At 61.1% G+C, this 26,768-nt stretch carries 21 protein-coding genes; 5 read left to right on the top strand and 16 right to left on the bottom strand.

Annotated elements, in window-relative coordinates:
* Nucleotides 1-429: 429 nt before the first annotated feature.
* Entirely contained in the window at nucleotides 430-1,431 is a 1,002-nt protein-coding gene (locus C7S18_RS00825) for a DUF11 domain-containing protein (protein ID WP_106889759.1), read from the bottom strand.
* Between the two features lie 152 nt (nucleotides 1,432-1,583).
* On the opposite strand from C7S18_RS00825, the gene C7S18_RS00820 reads away from it, so the two are divergent.
* Complete coding sequence (locus C7S18_RS00820; RefSeq protein ID WP_106889758.1) at nucleotides 1,584-2,147, top strand: ECF-type sigma factor; 564 nt, start codon at nucleotides 1,584-1,586, stop codon at nucleotides 2,145-2,147.
* Nucleotides 2,137-4,920: a serine/threonine-protein kinase gene (locus tag C7S18_RS00815; RefSeq protein ID WP_106889757.1), complete on the top strand. Its 2,784-nt coding sequence runs from the start codon at nucleotides 2,137-2,139 to the stop codon at nucleotides 4,918-4,920. The genes C7S18_RS00820 and C7S18_RS00815 overlap by 11 nt, the downstream gene beginning before the upstream one ends.
* 10 nt (nucleotides 4,921-4,930) lie before the next feature.
* On the opposite strand, the gene C7S18_RS00810 is transcribed toward C7S18_RS00815, so the two are convergent.
* Nucleotides 4,931-7,795: an FG-GAP repeat protein gene (locus C7S18_RS00810; protein ID WP_106889756.1), complete on the bottom strand. Its 2,865-nt coding sequence runs from the start codon at nucleotides 7,793-7,795 to the stop codon at nucleotides 4,931-4,933.
* 211 nt (nucleotides 7,796-8,006) lie between these two features.
* Between C7S18_RS00810 and C7S18_RS00805 the strand changes: the two genes are divergently transcribed.
* Nucleotides 8,007-9,188, top strand: coding sequence for a GDSL-type esterase/lipase family protein (locus C7S18_RS00805; RefSeq protein WP_106889755.1), 1,182 nt, complete (start codon nucleotides 8,007-8,009; stop codon nucleotides 9,186-9,188).
* Nucleotide 9,189: 1 nt separating this feature from the next.
* On the opposite strand, the gene C7S18_RS00800 is transcribed toward C7S18_RS00805, so the two are convergent.
* The 9 genes from C7S18_RS00800 to pyrE form a co-directional block, all read right to left on the bottom strand.
* Entirely contained in the window at nucleotides 9,190-10,209 is a 1,020-nt protein-coding gene (locus tag C7S18_RS00800) for a class I SAM-dependent methyltransferase (RefSeq protein WP_106889754.1), read from the bottom strand.
* A 152-nt stretch (nucleotides 10,210-10,361) separates the two neighbouring features.
* A complete protein-coding gene (locus C7S18_RS00795; RefSeq protein WP_425481086.1) occupies nucleotides 10,362-11,030 on the bottom strand; it encodes a DUF4097 family beta strand repeat-containing protein in 669 nt (222 codons plus the stop codon).
* A 129-nt stretch (nucleotides 11,031-11,159) separates the two neighbouring features.
* The gene (locus C7S18_RS00790) at nucleotides 11,160-11,513 is read right to left on the bottom strand and encodes an MmcQ/YjbR family DNA-binding protein (protein ID WP_170113035.1); all 354 of its coding nucleotides are present in this window, start codon (nucleotides 11,511-11,513) and stop codon (nucleotides 11,160-11,162) included.
* Nucleotides 11,514-11,517: 4 nt separating this feature from the next.
* Complete coding sequence (locus C7S18_RS00785) at nucleotides 11,518-12,705, bottom strand: leucine-rich repeat domain-containing protein (RefSeq protein WP_106889752.1); 1,188 nt, start codon at nucleotides 12,703-12,705, stop codon at nucleotides 11,518-11,520.
* A gap of 510 nt (nucleotides 12,706-13,215) precedes the next feature.
* Nucleotides 13,216-14,022 carry a nucleotidyltransferase domain-containing protein gene (locus C7S18_RS00780; RefSeq protein WP_170113034.1) on the bottom strand — a complete coding sequence of 269 codons (807 nt, stop codon included), beginning with the start codon at nucleotides 14,020-14,022 and terminating at the stop codon, nucleotides 13,216-13,218.
* Nucleotides 14,019-15,116 carry a DNA polymerase beta superfamily protein gene (locus tag C7S18_RS00775; RefSeq protein ID WP_170113033.1) on the bottom strand — a complete coding sequence of 366 codons (1,098 nt, stop codon included), beginning with the start codon at nucleotides 15,114-15,116 and terminating at the stop codon, nucleotides 14,019-14,021. Before C7S18_RS00775 ends, C7S18_RS00780 begins: the two co-directional genes overlap by 4 nt.
* A gap of 161 nt (nucleotides 15,117-15,277) precedes the next feature.
* On the bottom strand, nucleotides 15,278-16,009 hold the full coding sequence (locus C7S18_RS00770) for a DsbC family protein (protein ID WP_106889749.1): 732 nt from the start codon (nucleotides 16,007-16,009) through the stop codon (nucleotides 15,278-15,280).
* 195 nt (nucleotides 16,010-16,204) lie between these two features.
* Nucleotides 16,205-16,849 carry a DUF4124 domain-containing protein gene (locus C7S18_RS00765; protein WP_106889748.1) on the bottom strand — a complete coding sequence of 215 codons (645 nt, stop codon included), beginning with the start codon at nucleotides 16,847-16,849 and terminating at the stop codon, nucleotides 16,205-16,207.
* A gap of 125 nt (nucleotides 16,850-16,974) precedes the next feature.
* The gene (gene pyrE / locus C7S18_RS00760) at nucleotides 16,975-17,628 is read right to left on the bottom strand and encodes an orotate phosphoribosyltransferase (protein ID WP_106889747.1); all 654 of its coding nucleotides are present in this window, start codon (nucleotides 17,626-17,628) and stop codon (nucleotides 16,975-16,977) included.
* Nucleotides 17,629-17,654: 26 nt separating this feature from the next.
* Between pyrE and C7S18_RS00755 the strand changes: the two genes are divergently transcribed.
* Entirely contained in the window at nucleotides 17,655-18,278 is a 624-nt protein-coding gene (locus C7S18_RS00755) for a hypothetical protein (RefSeq protein ID WP_146151692.1), read from the top strand.
* Nucleotides 18,275-18,898 carry a glutathione S-transferase family protein gene (locus C7S18_RS00750; protein WP_106889745.1) on the top strand — a complete coding sequence of 208 codons (624 nt, stop codon included), beginning with the start codon at nucleotides 18,275-18,277 and terminating at the stop codon, nucleotides 18,896-18,898. The genes C7S18_RS00755 and C7S18_RS00750 overlap by 4 nt, the downstream gene beginning before the upstream one ends.
* 36 nt (nucleotides 18,899-18,934) lie before the next feature.
* Here C7S18_RS00750 and C7S18_RS00745 read toward each other — a convergent pair whose 3' ends face one another.
* The 5 genes from C7S18_RS00745 to C7S18_RS00725 form a co-directional block, all read right to left on the bottom strand.
* Nucleotides 18,935-19,291, bottom strand: coding sequence for a DUF2200 domain-containing protein (locus C7S18_RS00745; RefSeq protein ID WP_106889744.1), 357 nt, complete (start codon nucleotides 19,289-19,291; stop codon nucleotides 18,935-18,937).
* A 69-nt stretch (nucleotides 19,292-19,360) separates the two neighbouring features.
* Nucleotides 19,361-20,074 carry an aspartate/glutamate racemase family protein gene (locus C7S18_RS00740; protein ID WP_106889743.1) on the bottom strand — a complete coding sequence of 238 codons (714 nt, stop codon included), beginning with the start codon at nucleotides 20,072-20,074 and terminating at the stop codon, nucleotides 19,361-19,363.
* Nucleotides 20,075-20,291: 217 nt separating this feature from the next.
* Nucleotides 20,292-22,106: a PI-PLC domain-containing protein gene (locus C7S18_RS00735; protein ID WP_106889742.1), complete on the bottom strand. Its 1,815-nt coding sequence runs from the start codon at nucleotides 22,104-22,106 to the stop codon at nucleotides 20,292-20,294.
* A 226-nt stretch (nucleotides 22,107-22,332) separates the two neighbouring features.
* On the bottom strand, nucleotides 22,333-23,712 hold the full coding sequence (gene dbpA / locus C7S18_RS00730; RefSeq protein ID WP_106889741.1) for an ATP-dependent RNA helicase DbpA: 1,380 nt from the start codon (nucleotides 23,710-23,712) through the stop codon (nucleotides 22,333-22,335).
* Between the two features lie 99 nt (nucleotides 23,713-23,811).
* Entirely contained in the window at nucleotides 23,812-26,103 is a 2,292-nt protein-coding gene (locus C7S18_RS00725) for a hypothetical protein (RefSeq protein WP_106889740.1), read from the bottom strand.
* Between the last annotated feature and the right edge of the window lie 665 nt (nucleotides 26,104-26,768).

Here is a 26,768-nt window from a genome sequence, read left to right as displayed (position 1 = left end):
TGAAACTCGCCCCGGATCAAGTCCGGGGCGACGAATCGCGAGAGTGTCCGTCGCGGCAATACCGGTGGTTCAGACGCCAGGAAGGATTGGTTTCCCCAAATATTCTAATCCACCTCTCGTCACCCCGGACTTGATCCGGGGTGAGTTTGAAGTTCTTGCAGTCGCACTGAGGTTATGTTGAAACGCCAAATACTGTCCTGCCAAACGTTTTCACACGGTCTGGAAGGTCGGGACCCAGGGCAATCTGGCCGCGGTGCCGCAAGTATTCTGGGTCCCGACTTGCGTCGGGATGACGACAACAGAGTGAGTCGCCTTGCGATGACGTCAGACGCCTTTAACGCAGCCGGCAAAGCCGATTTCACACAGCCTGGAGAGCTGCATGCAGTACATTCAGGACGAGTTGTCTAGGCCAGAAGCCCTTGCAGCGTCTCAGTGCCTGCGCATACGAACGGTCCAAGCGCCGGTCAGGGCGATCAGGATCAAGAGCCCGACGGCTAGCATTGGCGTCAGAGCCGGAATTGGCACGCGCGGCGGCAGATTGAAGACGGTCGGGTTGTTCACGCCAGGGCGGGTTGGATCATCGGTCGGCGCGATGGTGTCATTGCTGCCATCGGCATTCGCGTCATAAGACAGCGTCCCTTGATTCGCAATCGGGCCGTCGGCCGTGCTTGCGACCTGGGCCTGAATGGTGATCGTCACGACGCTGCCCGGCGTCGTGCCACCGTTCCAGGTCACGGTATTGCTTGGCAAGTCAGCGACCACCGTGCCGGCATCGGCGATTGCGGATTGCAGTATGAGGCCAGGCGGTAGTGCATCAACAAACTCGTCGCCAGGATTGTCTGTTTGGTTGGTATTGCTCTGCGTGATGATCCGAATGGTGTAGGTGATCACGCCGCCGGGCATTGGGGTACCGGACCAACGTTTCTGCGCGACGATGAAAATACTCGCGATCACATTGATTGCGTCGGTCGCGCTGTTGTTGGCAGGCACCGGGTCGGTCACCGCCGAGGTGATGGTCGCGGTGTTGCTGAAATTGAGCGGTGCCTCCAGGCTGACAAAGCACGGAACGGTGTATTGCACAGCGGCGCCAGCCGGCAGATTGACGGGGTCATGAATGTCGCCCGTGCCAGTGGCGGTACACGTACCACCGCCGGTACCAGAACAAGTCCAGTTCGACAGCACGCCGCAGATCACGCCGGTTGGAAACGTGTCGTCGACGATCGCACCGACAACCGGATCGGGCCCGGCATTCTGCGCACGGATCGTATACGTGATCAGTTCGCCAGGATTGACGGTCGTGACACCATCCGAAACAGTGATGGACAAGTCCGCCGCTGGCACGCCCTGGGTTGCCGCGTCAGCGTCGGCAGTCGCGCCAAACAGAGAAAACATCGCGATACCGCGCGCCAGCGCGAAAACATGCCGTTTCATTTTCAGCCGCCCTGTGGTGTCCGCTGACGTTAGCCAAGAGCCGAGATTCCAGCAATGGGTACAACCGGGCCGTCAGTTCCGTGCCGCGCGCTATTGGCATCAGTCCGGCGGTCCGTTTGTTGTAACGTCCACACTTTCCCGCTGGAGCCACGATGGCTGATGCGTCATCCAAATCCCTGACCGAGTGGCTGACCGCCTGGCGGGCCGGCGATGGCCGTGCGTTTGCCGGAATCCTGGACGCGTCTTACGGCGAGCTTCGCCAGATTGCGGCAGAGCGCTTGGCACGCTCCGGGCCACTGACGCTGACCGCTCATGATTTGCTGCATGAGGCGCTGGCCAAGGTGATGGTCGGCAAGCCGGATTTCCGCAATCGCGCGCACTTTGCTGCAACGCTGTCTTTGCTGATGCGGAGTATCGTCGTCGATCATGCCCGCGCGCGCGCGGCCGACAAACGCGGCGGTCAGTTGGCGCGGGTCACGTTGACGCAGTCGGTTGCCGAAGAAGGTCATAACCTGATCGATGTGGTGGAACTGCACGAAGCCTTAGAGCGATTGGCCGGGCAGGACCCACGCAGCGCCGAGGTGTTGCATCTGAGCTATTTCGGCGGCTTGAATCAGGACGAGATTGCCGAGTTGTTCCAAGTCTCGGTGAAGACCATCGAGCGCGACCTGCGCTTCGCCCGTGCTTGGCTGTTTGAGGCGCTCGGTGGCCACTGAGATCGATCTGCGTCGCGCGCGCGCCTTGTTCGATGCGGTGCTCGAACTGCCGCCGGATGCTCGGACCCCATATTTGCTGCGGGAGTGCACCGATCCGCAGATGCTTGAATACATCGAACGCCTGCTCTTTGCACACGCGCAGCAGACGGCCTCGGGTCAACGTTTGGCCCAGAGCATCGTCAATGCGATCCATGAGGCCAGCGCGACCGAAGTGACGGTCGGCGACCGTCTCGGCTCCTGGCGCCTGATCGGCGAACTCGGGTCCGGCGGCATGGGCGCGGTGTTTCTTGCCGAACGAGAAGACGGTCATTTCAAGCAGCGCGCCGCAGTCAAGGTTCTGCATGGCATTGCCAGCCATGAGGCCATGACTCGACTGGCCGATGAGCGGCAGATCCTGGCGACGTTGAACCACCCGAATATTGCGCGATTGCTTGATGGCGGCGCGACGCCAGCGGGCCGGCCGTTTCTCGTCATGGAACAGATCGAAGGCCTGACGCTCGATCGTTATCTCAACGAGCATGCGCCCGGCCTCGTGCCGCGACTTGAATTGTTCCGACAAATCTGCGCGCCGGTCAGCCACGCGCATACCAAGCTCATCGTCCATTGCGATCTGAAGCCCTCGAATATTCTGATCACAGCAGAAAGCCGACCGGTGTTGCTGGACTTCGGCATTGCCCGGTTGCTTGACCCACTCGGAACTAGTTCCCCCGAGATCACGGCCAACTTGCCGCACACACCGGGTTACGCCAGTCCGGAGTTGCGCTTCGGCGGACGAATCGGCACCGGGGTTGATGTTTATGCCTTGGGTGTCGTGCTGTCTGGCATGTTGGCGGCGCCCCCTGATACCGATCTGCGCGCGATTATCGGCAAGGCGACGGCTGAGCAGGACGCGGATCGCTATGCCTCGGTTGCGGAGCTGGTGGGTGACATCGATCACTACTTGTCCCACCGCCCCGTCATCGCGCGCGCAGCAAACCCTGGCTATCGCTTGCAGAAGTTCTTGCGCCGGCGGTGGCTCGCTGTATCGGTGATGACCGGCATCCTGCTGCTGAGTGCCGGTTTCTCGCTGCAACTGTGGCGCGAACGTGATCGCGCACTGGCCGCTGAATCGGCAGCGTTGCGCGAGGCCGAGACCGCTCGCGCCACCACACAATTCTTGCAAGACGTGTTTCGCGGCGCCGACCTCGATGAAGGCGGCGGCCGCCAGACCACCGCACTGTCTCTGGTCGATCGCGGCCGTGAACGCATTCGCACGGCGCTCGATGCAGAGCCGCGGGTGCAATTGCGCTTGCTCGGGAGCCTCGCCGACGTCTACGACAGCCTGGGCGAACCGGCCGAAGCCGAGACGTTGCTTGGTGAGGCGATTGCCAAGGCGCGCGCCCTCGCGCCGCCTGATCCGGAATCGCTCGCACAGTTGTTGGTACGACACAGCCATCTGCTGGCCGATCGAAACCGTCATGCCGAAGGCGAATCGTCGGCCCGCGAGGCGGTCCTGTTGGCGCAGCACTTGGCAGGCGCCGAGCAAGCAACCAGCGCCATGAATACCGAAGCCGCGCTGACCCGAGCCAAGACCCTGCCTGCCAGCCGTCTGCAAATCGACGCCATGTCTGCGTTGGCCGAGATTGAGACCGGGTTGCAGCACAGCAAATCCGCGCAGGGGTTGCTGGATCTGGTGCTACAACAGCGAACGCAATTGCATGATCCGCCCGAAGGCATGGCGATGACTTGGTATGCCATTGCTGAGGATCAGTTGGGCGCTGGGTCACTTGAGCCAGCGCTCTCTGGCTTTCAGCGCGTGTATCAGACCCTGCTTGCCAGCCTTGGCCCCGATCATCCGCGCACCCTGAGTGCGCAGCAAGAGATGGCGATCACGCTCGCGCGGCAAGAGCATCTCACCGAAGCAGAATCGATCATGCGCGAGGTGCTGGCTCGGCGCCTCGCACTGCATGGCCCGCGCAGTGCCCAAGTCGCAACCATTCAGACCGAGTTGGCCTTTTTGCTGAACCAGCAAGGTCATTACTTGGCCAGTGTGCGCTTCCATGAGCAGGTGCTGGCACACGACGCAGCGGTGCAAGGCGAGCAATCGCCCGTTTACGCGCGAACGCTGAACAACCTCGCGTTTGCCTATATGAACATGGGCGACGCCAAGCGGAGCATCGATGCGTTCCAGCGTTCAATCGCGATTCGTGAGGCCACGTTGCCGGCTGGTGATCTGGCGATTGCCCGGGCGCAAAACAATCTGGCGCGGTTTCTGCTCAGCCTCGGTCACGTTGACGAGGCCAGACCGTTGGTGAACGCGGCGCTGCAAACGCGGCAGGCACAGTTGGCCACAGACAATGAGGAGTGCATCGAGTCCAAGCTGTCGGCACAAGAGCTCGCACGGCGCAGCGGCGATCTTGCGAAAGCGCAGGCGCTCTGGACCGAGGTCGAACCGCATCTTGGCAAGATCCACCCGTACACCCAATTGGAAGCCGCACGCGCCCGCGCTTGGTTGGCTGTGGCCGCGCACGAGCCGGATGCCGCCAAGCGGATCAGCGCCTACATCGATGGCTTGCGGGCAACACTCGGCGAAGCCAATCCCGCCATCCTGCGTGGTCAAGTCGCCGAGGCAGAAATGCGCCTCGCCTTGGGCGAGCGCGATGCCGCGCTGCAACTCGCCCGTGAGTTGAAAGCGCGCTTTCACGCCTTGACTGACGCCTATCCGCCGGACTCCCTATTCTTCGCGCGATTGGACACCGTCATCAAGCAGGCGCAGGGTCCCGAGCAACGCTGAATCAACTCATTCACTCAAAGCTATTCTTGAACAAGAGCGCACTGACTACTGGCCAAGTCGCCATCGCGTTATTGTTGACCGGGTTCAGCTCTTGATTGGTGTCGATCACTTCAATGCCCGCTTGAACCGACAGATTCTGGCCCTCACTGGCTGTGACCAGTCCGCTCAATTCAAACTCCAAGATCCCACCGGCAGGCAGACTGAGCGCCACGTCCACGGCACCGACGCCTTGGTCGGGGCTTTGGCAAACGGCATTCTGCACGCTTTGGCAGTTCCAAGTCAGATTGCCGAGGCCGGTGATCAACGGGATTTGAAATTGCCCTGTTGCATCATTCGGCCCAAGATTCTGAACGTGCAATCGCATTGAAAAATCGCCGCCCGGCACGATTTGCCCAGGCCCTTCGACTAGGGCCACTGCAAGATCGGTCCCTGCCGTATTGCTGATCGAAAACTGCTGCGCGTCCGAGGTTGCCTGCCCTGGCTCCCCGCCATTGTCCGTCAGACGGACAGCCACCACCGCCGTGCCCGCCCGGCCGGAGAGTTGGTAGTGGAGTCGGCCTTCCAAATCGATGCTGACCGAGGTCAACACCTCATTGCTGTCTGACACCTCATCGCTCTGAATCGCGATGATCTGCTGGTTCTGCTCGTCGATCGGTCCAGTCGACACCGAATGCACAAAGCCAATGATCTCAAACGTGCCAATCACGCCGGGGCCATGCGACTGGTTTCCGATCAATGCGAACGTCGGCGCATCATTGACGGGCGACACGGTCACATTGTCATTCGCGATGAGGCCCCATTCGCCTTCGCTGTCTTGCGCGCGCGCGGCAATGTGCTGCGTGCCCGACAACGGAAATCCCGGACACAGCAAGGCGGTGTTCGGGATGCCCGACATATCGACATCGAAACTCACACCATCGAAATTGCAATCGAGCTGCACCAATACAACCTGCTCGCCGGTGGACGGCACCGTCGCCATCGTTGAAACCGTAAAGCTCGCGTCCTCCTGCACCGCTATTGGCGACCCGAAAGTGATCGTCGGCGCCGAGTTCAGCGCGGTGACCAGAGCCGAGCGGGTGGCACTGAGCCCACCGAGATCGGTGACCTCAGCGACCGCCGTGTAAACGCCAGCATGCGGCAGCACGCAGATGCCGGTCGGATCGATCTGCGGACCGACCTCGAAACCGCCATCGCCATCGCAGTCGAATCGGTAGCTCAGCGCTGCCCCTTCTGGATCTGAGGCTGAAAGGCTCAGATTGAATGGCTCGCTCTCATAGTGGCTGCCATCCACGTTTAGACTGATCGCTACGGGCGGATCGTTGCCGAACGTCGCGGTGATCGTACAGTCATCCGCGACCAAGACCTGGTACGAAAGTCCGCTCTGGACGCCATCGCAACCAGTGACCGAGACCAAATGAAAGCCAGGGTCGGGCGCCATGATGAACGTGGGCAAGTCGCCGATCGGCCACTCGGTCGGACCATTGGGCAAGATTTGTCCGCTGCCGTTGTTCTGTGTGCTGATGATGGCGGTACGTACGAATCGATGGACGGCACCCACTTGCGACAGACCGCTGATGCCTCGCTGCCTGGGTGCGCCCACAAACAACGCGTCCGGGCGCACACTGATGGATTCGCTGAACACGCCGTAGAAATTGTCGGTGGGTGGCGGCGGTGAGTAGACCTGAGTCTGCTGCCACTGCCCCGCTTGCATGCGGTAGGTCCACACCGCCGGCGGCCGCATGGCAGCTCGCATCCCGACCCAGAGCTGCGGTCCATCCATCGCGAGCGAGATTCCGAAGTTATCCGCCGTCACCGGCGGCGACGCCGTTAAGGTCTGCACGGGCTGCGGCGTCCACACGCCGTTCTGCCGCTCATAGATCATGGCTGCACCCGCCGCCTGGACGCCAAAGACCGTGCGGTCAAAGGCGCTGATCGCGATGCGATCACCGCTGATCGCCAGTCCCTGCCCGAACCACTCCCGGTTTTGACTCGTGATGTCGGAGAGCTCGGCGACCTCGCTCCAAACATTGTTTGTTCGTTCAAACACAAGCGCCCGGCCGACATCCGGCGCGCCGCCGTCGAACAAGGGGGCGGCCACCACCAACGTGTTTCCCTGCAGCGCGAGGCGATACCCGAACCACTGCGCGTTCTGAGTATTCGCGGGCAAGATCAGACCGGTCTCCACCCACACACCAGCTTGCCGGCGGTAACGAAACACGCCGCCCGGGTAAGTCGGCGCTCCAACCGAAATCGCTCCGATGAAGGCCTCATCACCCTGAATAGCGACGGCGAACCCAAAGTTGGAAGTCGCCATTTGGTTAGCGGGAAACAGCTTGGCTACTTGGGGCCAGTTCGAGCCGTTGCGCTCGAACACATAAACCGAGCCGACTTCCGTCGCCAGGCCGAAGTCATCGCGGTTCGCGGCGACCATGACCGTATCGCCATCAATCGCCACGGCGTAGCCAAACCAGTCATCCGACGCTCCGTCTGCCGGAATCAGCGTCGCTTCGAGCACCAGATCGGCGCCGAACCGACGAAAGATGTAGGCGCGTCCCCTCGTATTGGCCATCCGCGGCGCACCGACCACGACATGCGAGTCGCTGCTGGCAATCGAGAAGCCGAACCAGGAATCGGCGGCTTGCGGGTCCAGCGCCTCGTCGGCCGGGTGCCGGGTGATGCCTGCGGGTGCCATCGCCTTGGCAGTCGGCAGTTCGAATGGGTTATTGGCGGATTCCGAGAAAGCGCCGAACTGCCCGCCGTTCAGCGCCAGTCCCGGGTCAGTCGCATCGCCTTTCAGGTGCGCTGGCTGTGCGACACAGTAGGCGGATTGCAGGAGCAGACATAGCAGCAATTGGATCAGTGGCAGACGGTTCATAGGGGCGACTCAAGCTCAGCGTGGGCCCGGTCCGGATGCCGGGGTTCACAGAGCCCATCGGAATCTGCGGGAAAAATCCGACATCACATCGGCGGCGCGGCCGCGTCCTGGCCAGATCGGGCGTGCCAGCCCCTCGGTAGACGGCATCGGGTTGCATCAAATCGCACCGATCTGCGAGGATGACACCGGTGACATTTTCGGAGCACGTTGCATGCAAACGCCTCGCCGGACCAACCTACATCGCATTTCCTGCGGCGTTTTTGGGAGACTGGCCCTGCTGGTGGGTCTCTCAACCAGCATCCAGCCTTGCCTGGCGAACACCGACCGGCCTGAGCGAATCGTCATTGCTGGCGACTCCACCGCGTCGACCTACGAACAATCCCGGCACCCGCGGATGGGCTGGGGCCAAGTGTTGGATCGTTTTTTGGTGCCCGAGATCACTGTATTGAATCGCGCCGTATCGGGACGCAGCACAAAAAGCTACGTCGACCTCGGGCATTTCGCGCCGTTGGCGGCCGAGTTAAAGCCGGGCGATGTGCTGCTGATCCAGTTCGGTCACAACGACGCCAAGGCTGATGACCCGATCCGGTACGCTGATCCCGAGCAGGCCTATCCTGCTGGCTTGATGCGATTCGTTGACGCAGCACGGCAAGCCGGCGCAATGCCGGTTTTGCTGACGCCCGTCACCCGGCGCTACTTCGATGCCAATGGCAAGCTGACCGACAGCCACACCCCCTATGCCAACGCGGTCCGCAAACTTGCAGCGGCCGAACATCTGCCCCTGCTTGATCTGACTAACCTGAGCATGGACTACGTCGCAGCCCTCGGGCCGGAGGCGTCGAAGGCATACTTCATGCACGATCCGGCGCTGGGCTTGGTGGACGACACCCACTTCACCGAACGGGGCGCGTTGGCGATGGCATGTCTGGTGAGTGGTGGCTTGATAGAACTTGGTGTTCTGAGCAAAGCCGATACGATCCGCGACACCGACTGCGCGCTTCCCGACAATGTTGCCGCGCGCTTCGCGGGCCAACAACACGCGTCGCTGATCGAGCATCAGGATCGGATCATCACTATGCAACCGGGCCCGCATGGCGGCCAAGGCTTGACGCTGGCTTCGCCATTCTTCCAGAGTGCACCGAACCTCGATCTTGCCTTTCGCCGCCGTGTGCTTCGCGATGGTGCGTCGATTGGTCTGCATGCGCATGGTCGCGATGAGATCTATTACGTGTTATCAGGCCGTGGCGAGCTGACGCTGGACGGCAAGTTGCATACTCTGGTGCCGGGCAGCGCGGTGCTCACGCGCGACGGCTCCACGCACAGTCTCCGGCAAATCGGGGCCGAGGAACTGGCGATTCTGATCGTCTACAAGAAGGACCCGCCGACACCGTAATTCAAGCGATCGACTTGGTACCCGTGAGCGCCCAACCCATCAAGTAGTTCTGAAAATGGACGGGCGTCAGATTGAGCGCCGAGAATCCAAGCTGCTGAAGGCGCGCCATGCGGGCATGCATCGTGTTGGCGTCAGCGGCAACCGACACCAACTCCGCGAGGCGCAACGCCGATTCCTGCCACAACGCGAGCACTTTCTGAAACGCTTGCGTCGCCTGTTCGAGCGTGCCGATCTGGGCAATCTGCAGAACTTGCTGAACCTGATTGCGCAGATCCGTGAGCATGGCGCCTGCGAGTTGGTTCTGCGCGAGTTGCTGGGCAATCGCCTGTTGGGCATCGTTGAATCGGCGCCGTGCCTGCTCGGCGCCTGTGTCCCGGCTCAAGACCTCGCGCATCGCTGGATCGCGGGCCGCATGCAGATACGGCAGCAGGCCGGCGGCAGCCGACAGCAAACCATCGGGGCCGAGTTGCGGCAGCAGCGCCCTGGCCTCGGCGGCACCCATTTGCACCGGCCGCGACTCGGCATGATGCATTAGCAATTGCAGCTGACCACCGGGCTTCAGCACCCGCGCGATCTCGGCAAACACCAAGTCTAAATTGGCGTATTCGATGCCGTACTGACTGGTCACCAGATCCATCGTCGCGTCGGCAAATGGCAATGCCTCTGCGTTGACCTCACCACGAATGCGCAAGCGTTGGCGCTGCGCCGCCTGCAGTTGGTCGAGCCAGTCTGGCTTTAACACCGCGAGATCTACGGCGTCGACCTCGGCACCGACATCGGTGCCGCCATCGAGCCCCATCAGCCAGCGCGGAATCGCGCCGTTGCCCGTGCACAGATCGAGCACACGCTGCCCCGCTTGAAGCGTCGCAAATCGTTGCAGCCAATAAGCTGCCATGCTGCCTTCGTAATTGCCGCGAAACGAACCCGGGCACGAATGCAAGGCGCCACTAGACCAGTAGCGTGTCCAGGACTGAATCCGCGCCTGTTGCGCGGGCGTATTGCTCGATCGGGAGTCACTCATCGGCACAGCATGCCTGGGCGCTTCAGACTCGACAAGTCGGGATCACGCACTGCCAGACAATCTACCGAAACCAATCAACTGAAACGAATCGGGCGCACCGACATGGCGCGCCCGATATGCGTCTTGCCAGATGGCATTGACGCCGTTGCCGATTACGGATTGTCGCCGGTAAACGACTTCGCGGTGGCGCCGACGATCTTGCCGTTGACCTTCGCGGTGCTGTGCACGAACAATTCCACTTCCCGCTCGAACACCAGGTCCCCCGTCACCGTGGCGCGCGGACCAATGACGACCTTCGGATCGCGCGAGTTGCCCATATTGAACCAGCCGGAGTTCGGCTTCTCGATATGAATGCCACCTTCGACGCGGCTGTCCGGGCCCAGATTGATGTCGCCGGACACGGTCTCCAGACCGCCGCCCACATGCGCGCGCGCGTCCAGATTCAGACTGCCGTTGACGGTTTCGGCGCCGCCTTGAACCGTGGCGTCTTCGCCCAGATTGAGCGACCCGTTGACCGTCTCGGCGTCCCGCATGACGACCGCGCCGGCACCAATCCGGATGCTGCCATTCACGGTCTCGGCCGATTCCACTTTGGCCTGATCCGCGATCGTGATGCTGCCATTGACGGTTTCGGCGCCACGGACCGTCGCACCCGAACCAATGGTGATACTGCCGTTGACCGTATCGAGGTCGCCTGCGGTCTCACCGCTCGGCACCGAAATGCCACGATTGACCTTGCTGATGTCACCCAGGTCAGCCATGACCTGACCACTGACCAGCGCCAGGCAGAGGGAGGAAACGAATATCGAACGACGCAGCATGTCTAGCTCCTTGGCAATGAATGTCCATTCCGGATTACGAGGGCGACATGCCATCGATCCGTCCCGACATCTGATGCCGCAACCCGCAATCAGGTTTAGGCGATTTGCCGCCCCGTGCCGTTGGTCATGTCATGCCCCTGCCTGCAGCGTTGGGTGCTGTTTCAGCAGCGTCTTGCTGGCCTTATGGCGCCAGGCTTGCAGAATCAGGGCATTGACGGCCTTGGCGGGCGCTGCCGCCAGCAACAGGCGCAGACCACACACCTTGTCGCCCCAGTACAGCTTTTCAATAAAGCCTGGGTAAAGCACCAGCGCCTGCTCGCGATCAGTTTCGGAAACGAACAGATGCAGGTGCGTTGCTTCCGGCGGAATCGTCACAAAGATCTTGCCGGCAACACGGAAGGAGCCGAAATGATGATGCGGCGCCTCGGTGGTCTCAGGCAGGCTCAGTGCGTAGTGGCGGGCAGTCTGATACGAAGTGGCCATGGCGCTATGGTCCAGTCTTGGGAGCCTTGGTGACTTTGTAGCGCAGCCCAGTGGCGGGCGTACCGCCGAGTGGCTCAACCTTGAACTCCAGGTCATAGTGCTCGATCGGCCCAGGCAGGCTCAGCTGACCGATCAGTACAGCGGTTTTCCCCGGTTCGAGATCCGCGTAGACATAACCAGGCCTTTGCAGAAAGCCGAATCCGTCGATGTCGACCTCGCTGAACCACGGCGAGATGGCCGGGAAGTAACCGAGTGGCCGGTTCAGCCAGATCCGCGCGCGACCGGATTCAATGCTCGCCTCGATCTGGACGTCGTACACCCCGCCTCGATCATTGCTGGTCGGCAACATCACTGGTCGCATGGCCGTAATCTCGGCGCCCGTCCCTTCGACCGCCACCACGCCGTTGCCGATCATGCCGCGCTTGGTCTCGGCGCCCAGTGCCACCCCGGTGAAGCTATAGCCGCCCGGAGACTGCCACTGATGACCGGGCGGATTCAGCACCGGCGTGTTGTCCAGATTCACTGACCAGTCGCCGTGCTGCTTGACCGGCAATGCGTCCGGCATGCGCGCGATCAAGGTGTCATGCAGGTCGAGTCGATCCAGCGCCAATGGCACAAGCGCGCTGAAGTCAGTCACTTTGGTGCCGCTCGCATCAAGCACGTTCAAGTGGTTCAGTGACGCCAATGCCCGCAAGTCCGTCACGGGCGTTTGCCGCAAGCCAAGGCGCGTCAGCGAGCCAGGCAGGCGACCCGCAGCAAGTTCGGCCAAAGGCTGTTCGCGCAGCTCCAGTTCTACGAGTTGTCCGAGGCCAGAGAGGTCCGGCAGGGAAGTCATCTTGCCGCGATCGAGCCAGAGCACCTGCAACGCAGTCAGCGCCGACAGATCGGGCGGTGTGCCTTTGGGCCAGGCTGCCACACGCAACGCGCGCACATGACCTTGATCAATGAACACCGCGCGTTCATTGGCCGGGACATCGAGCAAGCCCTCGTAGTAACCACCCAACGCCCGAAAACCATCAGGCGCCATGCCTAGGTCAGCGGCGAGTTGCTGCAACGACGCCTGCTCGGCGGCCGGCAAGGTCTTAACCTGCTCGGCATACGGCGGCACGGGTTCGGCATTCAGGGCCAGCAGAATCAGGAGCCCGAGCCCCAACGCCAGCAGCAGACCAATGATTCCAAGCGCCTTCCACATGACTGCCCCGTCCAAAGCCCAGCAACGATCGCGCAATGCTAACAGCAGGCTGAAACCAACCCGGCAGGATTGCGATCAAGGAGCCTCTGAACAAGTTCAGAGGCGATGCGGGCCATGGATGGCCCGCCCAGAATCGAGCACACCAGTGCTTGATTCTGGAGCACTGAGTCCGGACACGTGCCGGACTCAGTGCGGGTCTGAAAGTCCAGGATGGACTGATTCAGACCGGCAAATACTGGCCATGGATGGCCCGCCCAGAATCGAGCACACCAGTGCTTGATTCTGGAGCACTGAGTCCGGACACGTGCCGGACTCAGTGCGGGTCTGAAAGTCCAGGATGGACTGATTCAGACCGGCAAATACTGGCCATGGATGGCCCGCCCAGAATCAAACACGCAAGTGGTTGATTCTGGAGCACTGAGTCCGGACATGTGCCGGACTCAGTGCGGGTCTGAAAGTCCAGGATGGACTTATTCAGACCCTCCTTAAGCGGGACTGCCGGATGAATCGTCATTCGTCCTGGATGCGGAGCAGCGCCGGCAGCTCGGCGGGCCAGAGTTCGATCAGCACCTCACGCAAGACGCCATTGAGTTCCGCCAAGGGCACGTCGGCATCGCTTTTCAGCTCGCCAACCACCGCTTCTGCTGCGGCGAATTCACGACGCAGCCAATCCCGCCAGAAGGCCGACAGGGTGACGAGGTGCCCCTCACCGACTTGCACTTTCTCAGCTTGCAAATCGGCGAGTGCTTGCCGGTCGATCGGATCGTGCAGACAAGCCTCGACCAGACTCGCAAACGCGGTCGGGGGTTGCCGCCGATGCGCCAGGATGTATCGGCAGCACAGCAACGGGCGCAGCACATAGAACATGCGTTTCAGCTTGACCGGGTCGGTACTGAGCGCCGTCTCGTAAACGTTCACGGCCGTCCGCCAATAGTGGTGATACGCCGCCGGCTGGCGAAAGATTCGTGGCAACAGGGTGCGCAGGCGCTGCGCTAGCGTACCGTGCTCATGATAGATCACCGGTGAATCGAGCCATTCGAACAACGCGCAATTGTTCTTGTGGTAGAGCCTGAGCGCTTTGCTCAATGCCCATCCCGACAAGTCCAGATCGCCCGGAAGCATGGCCTCGATGACGTCCCGCGGCTCTTCGACGTTGAGGAACCAGGCCAACGGTGGCGCGTAGATGAAGCGCACATCGTAGTCGCTGTCTGGCGATGCAAAACCCCAGGCGCGTGAGCCGGATTCCGCCGCAAACAAAACCTTGATCCCGTTGCGCGTTTCGAGCTCCGCCAGGGCATTGCGAATCGGGTCGATCATGGGTATTGCCATGCGTGGGTCAGGTCGATCAGAAGGCGTTTGAGCATGGCCGGATCAACGCGCTCAGGCAAGTCCGCCTGATCGCGCCGATGTTCGCAGTCATCGCGCAAGGACTCGGCCCGCTGCATGATCTCCGCGTAGCGAAGCTGGCCGGCGCGCACCGCGCGCAATTCTTCGAGCTCGGCGCCCGCGAAGCGCACCCGCGGTTGGCCCTCGTTGATCATGGCGCGCGCCGACATCAAAAGACGCAACGTATGCATCATGTTCTTTGCATCAAAGTCGAGTTCGCCACGCTCCTGCTGACGCCAGCGCGCCTCGTTGCGCTCGGCTCGCCAAATCCAGTAATGCTTGTGATCGTTCTTCGCCTGCTCGAACGCGCGCTGATTGAACTGCAGCAGCCCGACAAACTGTGTGCGTTCCTGGGCAAGCGAGATTGATGCCGTTTGCACCTGCTCGCCTTGAAACACGCCGGTGGCATCGGGCCCGATGTGGTAGAGCCGATACCAGTCGGCGGCGCCCTCCAAGCCAGCGGCGTGGCATTCGCGCAAGTTCAGCGCACTGTTCGACAGTGGCACTGGACGGGCCGGAGGGCTACCGTCCGTCGGCCACCAACGTTCCTTGAGCAGCACTTGGCAATACGACTCTGGCCGGGGCGGCGCCTCCGCCTGTGGTTGATTGATCCATTTGTGCTGACCCTTCGCCTTCTTGACCTGACTGAACGCATACCCGACATGGGTGTCGATGCACTGCCGGGTGATGAACGCCGAGCGGACTGCCAGCAGTGATCGATACACCGGGTGCAGCATGCGCACACAATCGTCCGGCATATAGAGCAGTTCCAACACATTGGGATTCGCTTGACCAAGCAATTCGAGCAAGCGGCGGAGACTAAAGTAGACCTCGTTGTGGCGCTCATCGGCGACCAAATCCTGGGGCGGACTCAGATCGACAAACGCATCTGCCGGTTGGATGAACACGCCACGCAGATCGGTATCGCTGTCGGCAGTCGCGGTGCCATACGCGCGACTGCCGGCAACGCATTCAAACAACACTTGATCCCGTGCGCTGGTTCGCAAGTCTGAAAGCGTCAGCATGTACCGCTCAATGGCTCGATGCTGGCGACCGACCAGCTTGTTCGCGCCACTATGTCGACGTTGTGCGACTGGTGCAAGCGGGCGCATCGAGGACCGCTTGGCGCCCTCGCCGTGCGGAACACGGCACTAGGGCGCTCTTTGGACGAACCGTGCCCGTGCGGTCAGCGCGCTGTGCGAGCGGCCGCTGGCTCATTCAGCCGTTTGACGAGATCAGCGGCATTCAAGTACCCGCCCAGCTGACGGCCATCGTCGGCAAACACCGCGGGCGTTCCGAAATCTCCCACGCCGAGCTTCAGACCCAGCTCGAAGTCGTCTCGAATCGGGTTGGCGCACATCTTGTTGCTGATCGACTGGCCAGCCTTGGCCAGACTCAGCGCCTGCTGTTGATCGGCGGCGCACCAGACCGATACGGCTTTATCGTAGGACGGCGACTGCAGGCCGCCGCGCGGAAAGAACAGATAGTCCACCGTGATGCCGGCCGCGTTGAACTCGGCGACGTGCTGATGGAGCTTCCGGCAATACCCACAATCGATGTCGGTGAAGACGGTCACGTGATGCTTGGCGTTCTGCCCTTCGAAGCGAATGGCTTGCTTGGCGGGTACGGTCGCAAGCAAGTCTTTGCGCAGCGCCACTTGGCTCTGCTCGGTCAGGTTGACTTGCCGGGACAGATCCAGGAGTGGGCCCTGGAACAAATGCGTGCCGTCATGACTGACATACACAAAGCGTCCGCCAACGTTCACTTCTGAGAAATCGGCTACCGCCGAGGGTTTGATCGACTCGATCTTGGCGCCGGGCACCAGTTTGGTGACGGCCTGCCGGATGGCGGCATCATCGGCGCTGGCAGCGGTGGCCATCGACAGCCCGACGAGGGCTGAAATCAGCTCACGTTTCATGCGTTCTCCTGATTGATTGGTTCTGATGAAAGGAACGGCGTCATGACGGCCAGCATCAGGGAGTGCGCGCGCGGTCGAAAGTTCCAGATCGCATCAATCGACCGCAACGAAAACGGCCCGGAGAACCGGGCCGTTAGGGAGGGTCTTGCGCTCGAAGGGTGCGGGGCCTACTTGGCAGCCCGGGCACCGGCGGATTCAGTGCCGCTCGTCCTTGCCTCTCGCCTTCAATTCCAGATAGCGCGCCAGCTTCTTGTCGTAATCGGACTTGATCTGCAGCTTGCTGGCCTCGTATTGCGTCGACAAACGCCGCTGTTCTTCCAGATCCTTGCGGATCTTGTTGATCGAGTCGGTCATGGTTTTTGGCACCGGCTTTTTGGCGCGCTCAAACTCGGCGGCCGAATCGAGCATGTCGGTCAGCGCCTTTTCGTGACTGGCAATCGCCATTTTGTTGGTCGCCAGCGTGCCGTCCACGCCTTCGATCTCTTTGTCGCGGGCGCTGAACAGATCGGTTTCGGACGTATAGGTCATCAGCAACGCGCGATCGGCGATGTCTTGCGCATCCCGAATGCGCTTCAGTTCGGCCTCGACCAGAGCGGCCTGACGTTCGGCCTCCAGCTCTTCCGGGGTTTTCTGGCGCGCGACGGTCTTGACGCTGGAGCCAACGATCTCCTGACGGCCATTCTTGATCTCGTCCGAAGGCACCGTATCGGAGTAATGCACATTGCCTTGTGCATCCACCCATCGGTAGAGTTTTTTCGGCTTTTCCTGGTTGCCTTGAGCGGCGACGCTCGCCGCAAGCAGGGTGCCCAGTAAAAACGCCGCGATTGCTTGCACTCTCATTGCCGATCCTCGTCAATCTTGCTCACTGGCCGCCGGAAGCAGGCCATGTTATGGAGCCACTGAAACGGTTCAGAGGCTCCCTTGCATGTTCGGAACTTGCCCGAACTGTGGCAGACCCTTCAAGCTTAGGCTGCGGCCGCCACACCATACTGACTACGATAAACCAGAAGTGCCTCGCGGTGCTGAACCAGCTCCGAATCGGCACTCGCAAACGCCAGCAAATCCGGCAGACCGGCAATGGCCAGCACCGGGATGCCGAACTGCGCGGTCACCTCCTCGGCCGCCGACAGGTTACCCTGGCCGCGTTCCTGCCGGTCGACCGCGATCAGCACCCCGCAAGGCTCGGCGCCATGGGCACGGATCAGATCAACCGACTCCCGAACTGACGTTCCGGCGGTAATCACATCGTCAATAATCAAGACCTTACCGCGCAGCGGTGCACCGATCAGCACGCCGGCCTCGCCGTGGTCCTTGGCTTCCTTGCGGTTGAACGCCACCGGCACGTCTTGGCCAAAACCCGCCGCCAAGGCCACCGCGGTCACCGACGCCAGGGGAATACCCTTGTAAGCAGGACCGTAGAGCATGTCGAATGGCAGGCCAGAATCGACCAGACGGCTGGCATATGCCTCGCCGAGCTCCTTCAGCGCCAAGCCCGTGTTGAACAGGCCAGCATTGAAGAAATACGGACTCACGCGCCCGGACTTCAGGGTGAATGCCCCAAACCGAAGCGCGCCCTGGCGCAGAGCGAGACGGAGAAACTGCTGGCGAAAATCAGACATGGGTGGCGAACGAAGCTGACCGGGTATTGTCTGACAATGTTACCGCCCCGAACAGTGCACTGATCTACACTTATACGATGACCACGTCCCCACAATCGATTCGCACCCTCGTCCTCTGGACGCTCTGGCCCCTGGTCGTCCTCTGCGTGCTCGTCATGCTGATGGCCGGATTCATGTGGTTTTTCAGCACCTTGCTGTTCACACCCGAGCTGATCGCCGACATGCGCCTGGACCCGGCTTTCGAACGCTGGCCCGCGGAGCTCTGGGAGCTCATTCTCGAAATGCCAACGCTGATGCTGGTGACGTTCGTCGCGGCACTGGTCACCCTAGTGATCTGCATCGGCGGCCTGCTCCGGACGCGCTGGGGCTACTGGGGCCTGGTGGCGTCGTTCTGGCTCGGGGTGCCGCTCAACCTGCTGGGCATCATCTGGCATTGGCGCTTCATGGATCGGGTGTTTCCGGCCTTGTCGGCATTGCTTGCCGACTATGGTGTCCCGGGCGGCGAGTCGGGGTATTGGTCGGCGCAATTATCCGGGGTGATGTTCGGTCTGGTCTTTGCGGTCGGCTTTGGACTGACCGCCCGGCAATTGCAACGGCCGGAAGTAAACGCTTATTTCAACCGAGCTACCAATCCCAAGGCCCCGTCATGACCCCGATCACCCTACATTCGTTCATCCGCTTCGACCGTGGCGCCCGGGTGCGCTGGACCGCATTGGAACTCGGTTTGCCAATCGTCGAACAGAAACTCGACTTCCGCGACGGCGAACACAAGCGCGAGCCCTACCTCACCTTGAATCCCAATGCCGTCGTGCCGGCAATCGAGTTTGACGGCCAAACGATGTTCGACTCCACCGCCATTTGCTTGCATCTCTGCGAGCAACATCCGGAAGCGGGCCTGATGCCGCGGCATGGCGAACCGGGTCGGACCGAGGCGTTGTCTTGGTTGATGCACATGGCCACGAGTGTCGATCGCGTGTGCTTTGACGCGTTTTCCGCAAAGGTCCTGGCACCCGATCCCGTGGCGCATGCGGCCGCGATCGAACGCGCGCAGCCCGTGGTCGCGAAAATCGATCGGCACCTGCTGAACCGCGAGTACTTGGCGCTCGAGCGCTTCACGCTGGCTGACATTCTTGCCGGCTACGACCTGGGTACCCTGAAGCGTGGCGGCCTGCCGCTCGAAGAGTATCCGGCGGTCGCTGCCTACTACCAACGGGTCACCGCCCGCCCCGCGGCGCAGGCATCAGGCTTTTTCAGCGGCTACGGGCTCTGACAGGCTGGTAACGAACAAGCTGCCACACCCGGCGCATCAGCCGGTACGCAATATTTTTGCCAATGGCCGGCCCTTGGCGAGTTCGTCAACAAGCTTGTCGAGGTAGCGGATCTTCTGCATCAGTGGGTCGGGTACCGTTTCAACCCGGACCCCGCAGACCACGCCCGTGATCAGCCCGGCATTCGGCTGAAAGGCGGGCGCGTCGGCAAAGAAGGTCCGGAAATCGACGCCTTTGGCAATCTGCGCGGCCAGCCCAGCGGCGTCGTAGCCCGTCAACCAGAGGATGACGGCATCGACCTCGGCCGCTGTCCGTCCCTTCTTTGTGGCCTTGGCCACGTAGAGTGGATAGACGCTCGAAAACTTCATCGCGAACACGCGCTCGTTGCTACTCATGATCTTGGGCCTTGCAGCTGCGGGAAAAGGTAGTGCCGACGACGCGCATCAAACTGCAGATACAGCGAGTCATGCGGCGGGTAGCGACGAATCGCGGAGCGCGTAGTGTGCGGCTGCCCGCGCGTGAATCGCCGTCGTGTCGAACACCGGCACGGGCGCGTCGGCCGGCCCGACCAACAACGAAATCTCCGTACAACCGAGAATCACCGCTTCGGCGCCGGCATCGATCAAGCGCTGAATGATGTCTCGAAACGCCTGCTGCGACGCAGGCTCGATCCGGCCCAGGCAGAGCTCTTCGTAGATCACCCGATGCACGAGCGCCCGATCGTCCGCCTGCGGCGTCAACACGCGCAAGCCAAACTGCTGACGGAGTCGCTCGCTATAGAAATCCTGCTCCATCGTAAATCGAGTACCCAGCAAGCCGACGGTCTGATGGCCTCGGTCGCGGATCACGACGCCCGTCGCGTCGGCGATATGGAGCAATGGAATGGCGACCGCAGACGCGATCTGTGCGGCCACCTTGTGCATCGTATTAGTACACAGCACCAGCACATCGGCACCTGCCGCCTGCAAGGACTTCGCCGCGTCAGCAAGCATCTGCCCAGCGCGATCCCAGTCGCCCTGGCGCTGCAGTACTTCAATCTCATGAAAATCGACACTGAAAAGCACGATCTTCGCTGAGTGCAGTCCGCCGAGTTCGGCCTTGATGGTCTCGTTGATGAGTCGATAGTAGGGAATCGTCGATTCCCAACTCATGCCGCCAATCAGGCCGATGGTGTACATAGCTTGAGCCGTCGGAAAGTCTGTACAGGGCAGACATTATAGGGCCGATCAGCACAAGTCCATCACGACTCGTCGGATCGATGTTCCTTCCGACCTGCAGCATAACCCGGCGTCGGATGGGGCAAGGACTCGATGTCCCAGCATCAATCACAAGCGTGATTGATGCTGGTTGGGCCGTCCATGACCCACATCGACGCCGCCCCTATTCAGAGTCTCCTCAGCCTACGGGGAACGGCACGCCGTTCTGGAACAACACCACATCGGTAACACGGGCAAACTCAACGTAGTCCACATAAATCATGTTGATGATCTCGCCCGAATCGTTCGGCACAGGAATCTCAGTCATCTGCTCGCCGAGGATCCGGTTCGCCGCCTTCGACACATCCCAGACATCAGTCGGCGGGGTCAAGGTCCACGACATCAAGTACATGTCGCAGGGAACGTCCGGGTTTTTCGCACACGTGCCGTTGTAAGCAGCGAACTTGGCACGCTGGTCCTCGACCATGTTGTCGACCAGAAGTGCGTCTGAGTAGACGTCGAACACGCGCAGATCGCCAACGATCGGATCGTAGCCACTGCCGTGCGCGTCGCCTTCCCATTCGGCGTCCCGATAAACCCAGAACCCTGCCTTTGGAACATCAATGGCATAGTTCTCATCGACCACCGCAAGCAAGGCCGTGCCCTGACTCACATACTCATTCAACGTCATTTGCGCAAGCCGCTTGCCAGCCACTTTGGTTTTGACGAGCCAATCACCAATGGCATTGTCGACCTGGGTCGTGAATTCCGCATAGCGAGCGTTATCGATGTCCTTGAAATGCGAGAACTTCAGAATGGCGACTTCCTGGTGACCGAAGTTCGCGTAGCGCTTGATCCCATCAAGGATATCCGCAAGATCCGGCCCGTCGACCGGCCCATGGAACATCACGAATTTGCTGCCTGTCCAGCGCACGCGCAGATCAAAATACCGTATGCCATATTCGAGCTGGTCGAAAATCGATAGATTCTGAGTGCGCGCCAGCGACTCAATCGGGCCACCGCGATACATGGATGAGTCGTGCGAGGCCGGCAACACCAAGGCGCCAAGCTGCCGATTGCCGAGCGCGTTTAGACGCTCCTGCATCCAGATCGCCCGATCCGTCAGAATTGAGCTGGAGTAGTGGAGGCCATACAGAATGGTCTCGGACTGGTGCACTTGCAGGGTCATGCCCGCGGCGGACGCAATGGATGGCGCGATGCCGTCGTCGAACGGCACGCCGTCGTCGGTCCATTCGATGGTCGTGCCAACAATCCGCCCGACGCGTTGGCTGAGCGCGCCACCGTTGGTCCACAACACGATGACATCGTCAGTATCGGTGACCGTCACGCATGGTTTGTTGCCGGTCGCGAAGTTGATCGGATCGCCTTCGAACTCGACCTTGTCGCCATCAACGCGACCGAGCTTGAGCCACAAAGCAGTCGGCTCGTTCTCGAGCGACCCGGCCTGGTGCACTTCCACGACCCGACCATGATTGTTCAGCGCGACGCGCGGAAATCCGCCCGTGTCGTACTGCTCATCGTCCTCCCAGTCCACAATCTCGCCCTCGATATTGCCGACGCGGATGTAAAGCCGGTTCGTGTGCAGCACGTTATTGGTCCGGTGCACTTCGACCGCAACATTGCTGTTGTTCAGCGCCACCCCGGGCTCATAACCACCACCGCTGTCCTTGGACTCGTACCAAGTCATCGAGTGAGTGAGGCGATCGTATTGTCCGAGTCTTGTGTAGAGCGTAAATCCGGCTTCGTTGCGATGAACCTCCACCGCATAGTCGTTGTCATTCAACGCGCAGTCGGGCTGCGTGCCGCCGTCCAGGTAATGACTGCTTGCCTCCCAGTCCACCGAGGCCTTGTTCAACTTGCCGAGTCGATAGTAAAGCGTGACGCCCGCTTCGTTCTTGTGCACATCCAAAACCGTGCCGGCACTGTTCAAACCGACCGATGGATCACTGCCTTTGTCGTACTCCAACCCCAACCCAAAAAAAACCGATCTCATGATCACTCCCAAGCCCCGGTGTCACGAATCACGCTGCCCTGGCGCGATGCTGCTGGCACGGAATTGTGCCAACGTCTGGGATGCTAGCCCTTCTCTCGCGACCATCGCAACGGCTGACTGCCGGGCAATCGACACAATACGTGTCGGCACCACGACCGACCATTGCGGCGCACAAGTGAATGTTGTAAGGCTGTCGATTCGATCTGCGTTTGATGTGACGTAACCGTCAATGCCCGATCTTGCGGACGCGAAAGCTCCGACCCTTGATCTTGCCGTCCTTGAGCTGACGGAATGCGAGCTCGGCATGAGCCCGAGCAATGGCGACATAGCTTCGGGTCGGAAACACGGCAATCTTGCCAACCGCATCAGCCGGCAAGCCAGCGCTTCCCGTCAACGCGCCAAGCAAGTCGCCCGGCCGGACTTTCTCGGTCTTGCCTGCATCAATGGCAAGCGTCACGAACGGGCTTTGCCAAGGGCGTGCGCGCGCCTCGACGCGTGGCAGACTTTGCCGATTCATGGGCACCCCAAGCCGCGCTTCGATCGCTTCGAGCCGATGCGACTCACGCCCTGTAAACAGGGTCAGCGCGTGACCTTGCGCGCCCGCACGACCGGTGCGGCCAATACGATGAATGTGCGTATCGACATCGGTCGCCAGATCGGCATTGATCACCATCGGCAAATCTTTGATATCGAGGCCGCGCGCCGCGACGTCGGTGGCAACCAGGATCGAGCACGAGCGGTTCGCAAAGCGGAGCAGCATCTCGTCGCGGTCACGCTGATCCAACTCGCCGTGGAGCGCGAGCACCGAAAAGCCGGCGCGATCCAGATACTCCGTCATCGCTCGAACGTCTGCGCGCGTATTGCAGAACACGACCACCGACTCCGGTTGGCGGGCGAGCAGCAAGTCGACCACCGCGGCCGGTTTGCGTGCGGGATCGGTCACTTCGAAAAAGGTCTGCTGAATGTCCGTGGCCGTGGCCGTAGGATCAATCGTGATCGACTCCGGTTCGCGCAGATACTGCTTGGCGAGCGCACGCAATGGTTCCGGCCAGGTTGCCGAGAACAGCAAGGTTTGCCGTTGTTTGGGCGTGGCCTGGATGATTTTTTCGATGTCTTCCTGAAACCCCATGTCGAGCATGCGATCGGCTTCATCGAGAACGAGCGCCTTCAGCGCCTTCAGCGGTAGTGCCTTCTGCTCCAGAAGTTCAAGGATGCGTCCTGGCGTGCCCACCACCACATGCGGCTCATGCACGAGCGACGCGAGATGCGGCCGCAACGGGACGCCGCCACACAGCGTGAGCACCTTGACGTTCGGAAATGGTCGCGCGAGGCGACGGAACTCACGCGCAACTTGGTCGGCGAGCTCTCGGGTCGGGCACAACACTAAGCCTTGCAGCTTTACCGCCGCAACATCCAGCGCCTGCAATAGGCCCAGTGCGAACGCCGCCGTCTTGCCGCTACCGGTTTCGGCCTGGACGATCAGGTCGCGACCGGCAAGCACCAAGGGCAACGCGGCCGCTTGGACGGGCGTTGGGCGAATGTGCTCGATCGACGTGAGATTTTCGATCAGCAACGGGTTCAGCGGCAGTTCGGCAAAGGTTTCCATGCCGACATGATCGCATGTTCACGCCGCGACAGGCTGACTCCCTACCGAACGCGCCCAACGCCGGCGGAAACGCAATCAGCGGGAACCGGGCCGGTTCGCTCAGTTCTGAATCCGGAGTCGCACCGGGCGATACGCGCCAGACAGGTTCTCCGAGCCAAACTCATAGATCTCATGGCCATAGCTCGGATGTGTCTTCAGCCCCGACGGCGAACTGCCTTGCAGGAACAATTCGTAGTCGCCATTTGGCAGATCGAGCGTATTGAATGGCAGGCGGTATCGGCCTTGTGGCGCCGGCGCATCGATCGCGGTGTCGAGCAGGATCACCCGAGTCCCCGGTGGCGTCCCGATCCCGGCCGGGCGAATGAACACTTCGAGCTTCGCGATGCCTGCCGTACCACCGGTGCTCCACACCTCGGCGCTCTGCACCGGCACATTCATCCATTGTGGCGCCCAGCCACTGTTCCAACTCGAATTGCCCACTTCCATATCGAGCACGACCTCACCGCTTGCAACGATCCACGCCGCCTGCCCCGGCTCCAGATGCTCTGGCTCCAGCACATGCTCGGGCCGGACTTCCGTTGCGCCCACATGGTGGATGCGCGCGGGCGCACCAAAGCGCGGCACTTCGGCGTGCAGCGGGAACGGGTGAATGGCAGACGGCGGCGTATACGTGGGTGCCGAACCCGACGGGTACAGCACTTCGAGATGCACGTTGAGCAAACCCACGTTGGTGGCCCGGAATACGAATTGGTTGTTGCCGATCAGCAGCGGGGTACTACTGGCCTGGGTCACATCAGCGATCTTGATGCGACCGGTGTACGGCAGACCCCAAGTCGTGCTTGGGCTGAGATTCGGATTCGTGGAATTGTTCACCGGTTGCGGCAGGCCGATCGAGGGCCCGCCATTGATCTGCACGTGATCGCCCGGTTCGATCGACATCCAGGAGTAGTCGCCCATTTGATACGTGAACAAAAGCCAGGCCTCGGCCACAGCGCCCGCCTGAGTCGGACGCAGATCGTCTGGAATGTTGATGGTGTAGGTCGGCACTTGGTTGTTGCCGCGATTGGCCTTCTGGAAGTCGTTGCCGGCAATCCGTGTCACGTAGTTGTGCACAACGCGGCTGTCGACGACGGGCCCGTCGAACCCGAAATTATCCCAGTGCACCAAGTAGTACGGCACATCATCCTTGGTGGTGTTGTAGCCAAAGCCGACCCAGAGCAATTCATAGTCGCCCGCAGGGAACGTGTAGGTCTGACCGCTGACTGCGCCAACGTAGGGTGTATTGAGTACGGACTTGCCATCGATGAAGACTTGAATGCCATCGGTGCCGACGCGCACGTCGAACGCCCGCCGCACATTCGAGAACGCGCGCCGGCCTTGATCCTGCATGTCCACGCTCGCGATCCGATGCGAGGCGCCCGCCGGATCAATCAACGACACGGACAGCGTCTGTCCGCCCATCCGAAGGCGCAGCACGCCCGCCGGCAAACCACTGTCGCCCTCTTCATCGAAAAAGCTGCCGTGCGCGGTCAAGTCGGTCGGGATGGGATTGAAATCGAGGTACCAGACGGAGCGACTGCTGAGCGGCGAGTCCATGTCGAACACCACGCGCCGGCGGACGCCACTTTCGACGCGAATCTTCTTGCGGAACCGTTGTGCGGTCTGCGACTTGTCGCCGACATTCTCCACACTCGTGCCGTGCATGGTGTGGGCGTGATACTGGTCGTTGATGAAAAACTGGTTGTAGCGAAGGTCAGTCGAGGTCGAGACCGCGTTGTTCCAGAGTCGCTCATCGGCGGCGCCCATTGGCAAATTGAAATCATCGAAGTACGTCAGACTGCTACGCAGCGCATCGATACGAGTCGGGTCACCACCGTTGAAATCGAGCTCAGTGGCCACGCTGCTGATCTGACCGAGCGCATTCAAGCGCTGCACACGCAGGCGATACGGGCTTTGGTTGATCAGGGGCTGAATCTGCACGCGCCGATTGCCGGTCACCAGCCAGCGCGCCCCTGCAGGCAGTGCCAGCTTGGCCTCATTGAAGATTGGTGCCGTCACGTGATCGGGATTCAGGCAATTGCCACCCGAGTCGTTACCGGTGATTGCCCGGACCTTGCCGGCATCAAGGCCGGCGGTCAGCGGCCACCACATGACCAGAAAGCCGGCATCGTCGGTCGGGGTGCCGCTCATATCCCAGAACGGGTAACCAGTATCAGCGGGATCATGATCGAGACTGAGGGTCGCCACCCGGTCGTCGCGCTGAATCAGCACCGTCGGTGCCGGTCCGAGCACGATGTTCGACTCGAAGCCGTCCGCCATGATCGTTTGCGCGGAAACCGGGCCGATGAGTTGCAGCAAGCCCAAAACCAACGCCAGATAGAGCTTGTGCATGCGCCGTCTCCCGATGACTGTCATGGTTGGCGCCGAAGGCTAGCCCCTGTCGGCAAACTTTAAACTTGACCTGGATCGCAAAAGGTCTCGGGCAAATGCCGTGATTTTGAACCCCGTCACACTCCGCGCTGACAGCGTTGCCATCACGACGTTCCGGTGGTCGTCGTTTGACAAGTTCCAGAACGGACTCGGCCTGCCGCGAATATTTCAGGGGTTGTGGTCACAACGAGGGTACGCTTCTTTGCGTCGCAAACTGTCGGTGACTTTTCACCATTTTCACGACGGTGCCGTGTCGCAAGTAGCCCTCTCCCCAGCCCTCTCCCACTCGCGTGGGAGAGGGAGCGCTCCCTCCTCCGCGAGCGCGGAGGAGGACCCGGGGAGGGGGTTACTTGCGGTCAGAATCATCACCACCCGCAATGTATTTATTCGTAAGAGCAACAGGTTACCGAGTGTCTGCGGCCTCTCAGGTCTTTGCGCGCACCAAGTCCTTGGAACGCGGGCGCCGACGCGGCTCGAAGTACGGTTTCGACGCTCTTACACCGCCTGTGATCCCTCGCACCACGCGCTGCGTGCGATTTTCGGCCTGCAAACCGTTATTAGAACGTCAGGCGGCGGTTCAAGGGCGACTCTGAGCACGTTTCATGTCAACACAGCGACGGGTTTGC

Source organism: Ahniella affigens (assembly GCF_003015185.1).
Classification (GTDB): domain Bacteria; phylum Pseudomonadota; class Gammaproteobacteria; order Xanthomonadales; family Ahniellaceae; genus Ahniella; species Ahniella affigens.
This window is presented reverse-complemented; position numbering and strand designations above follow the sequence as displayed.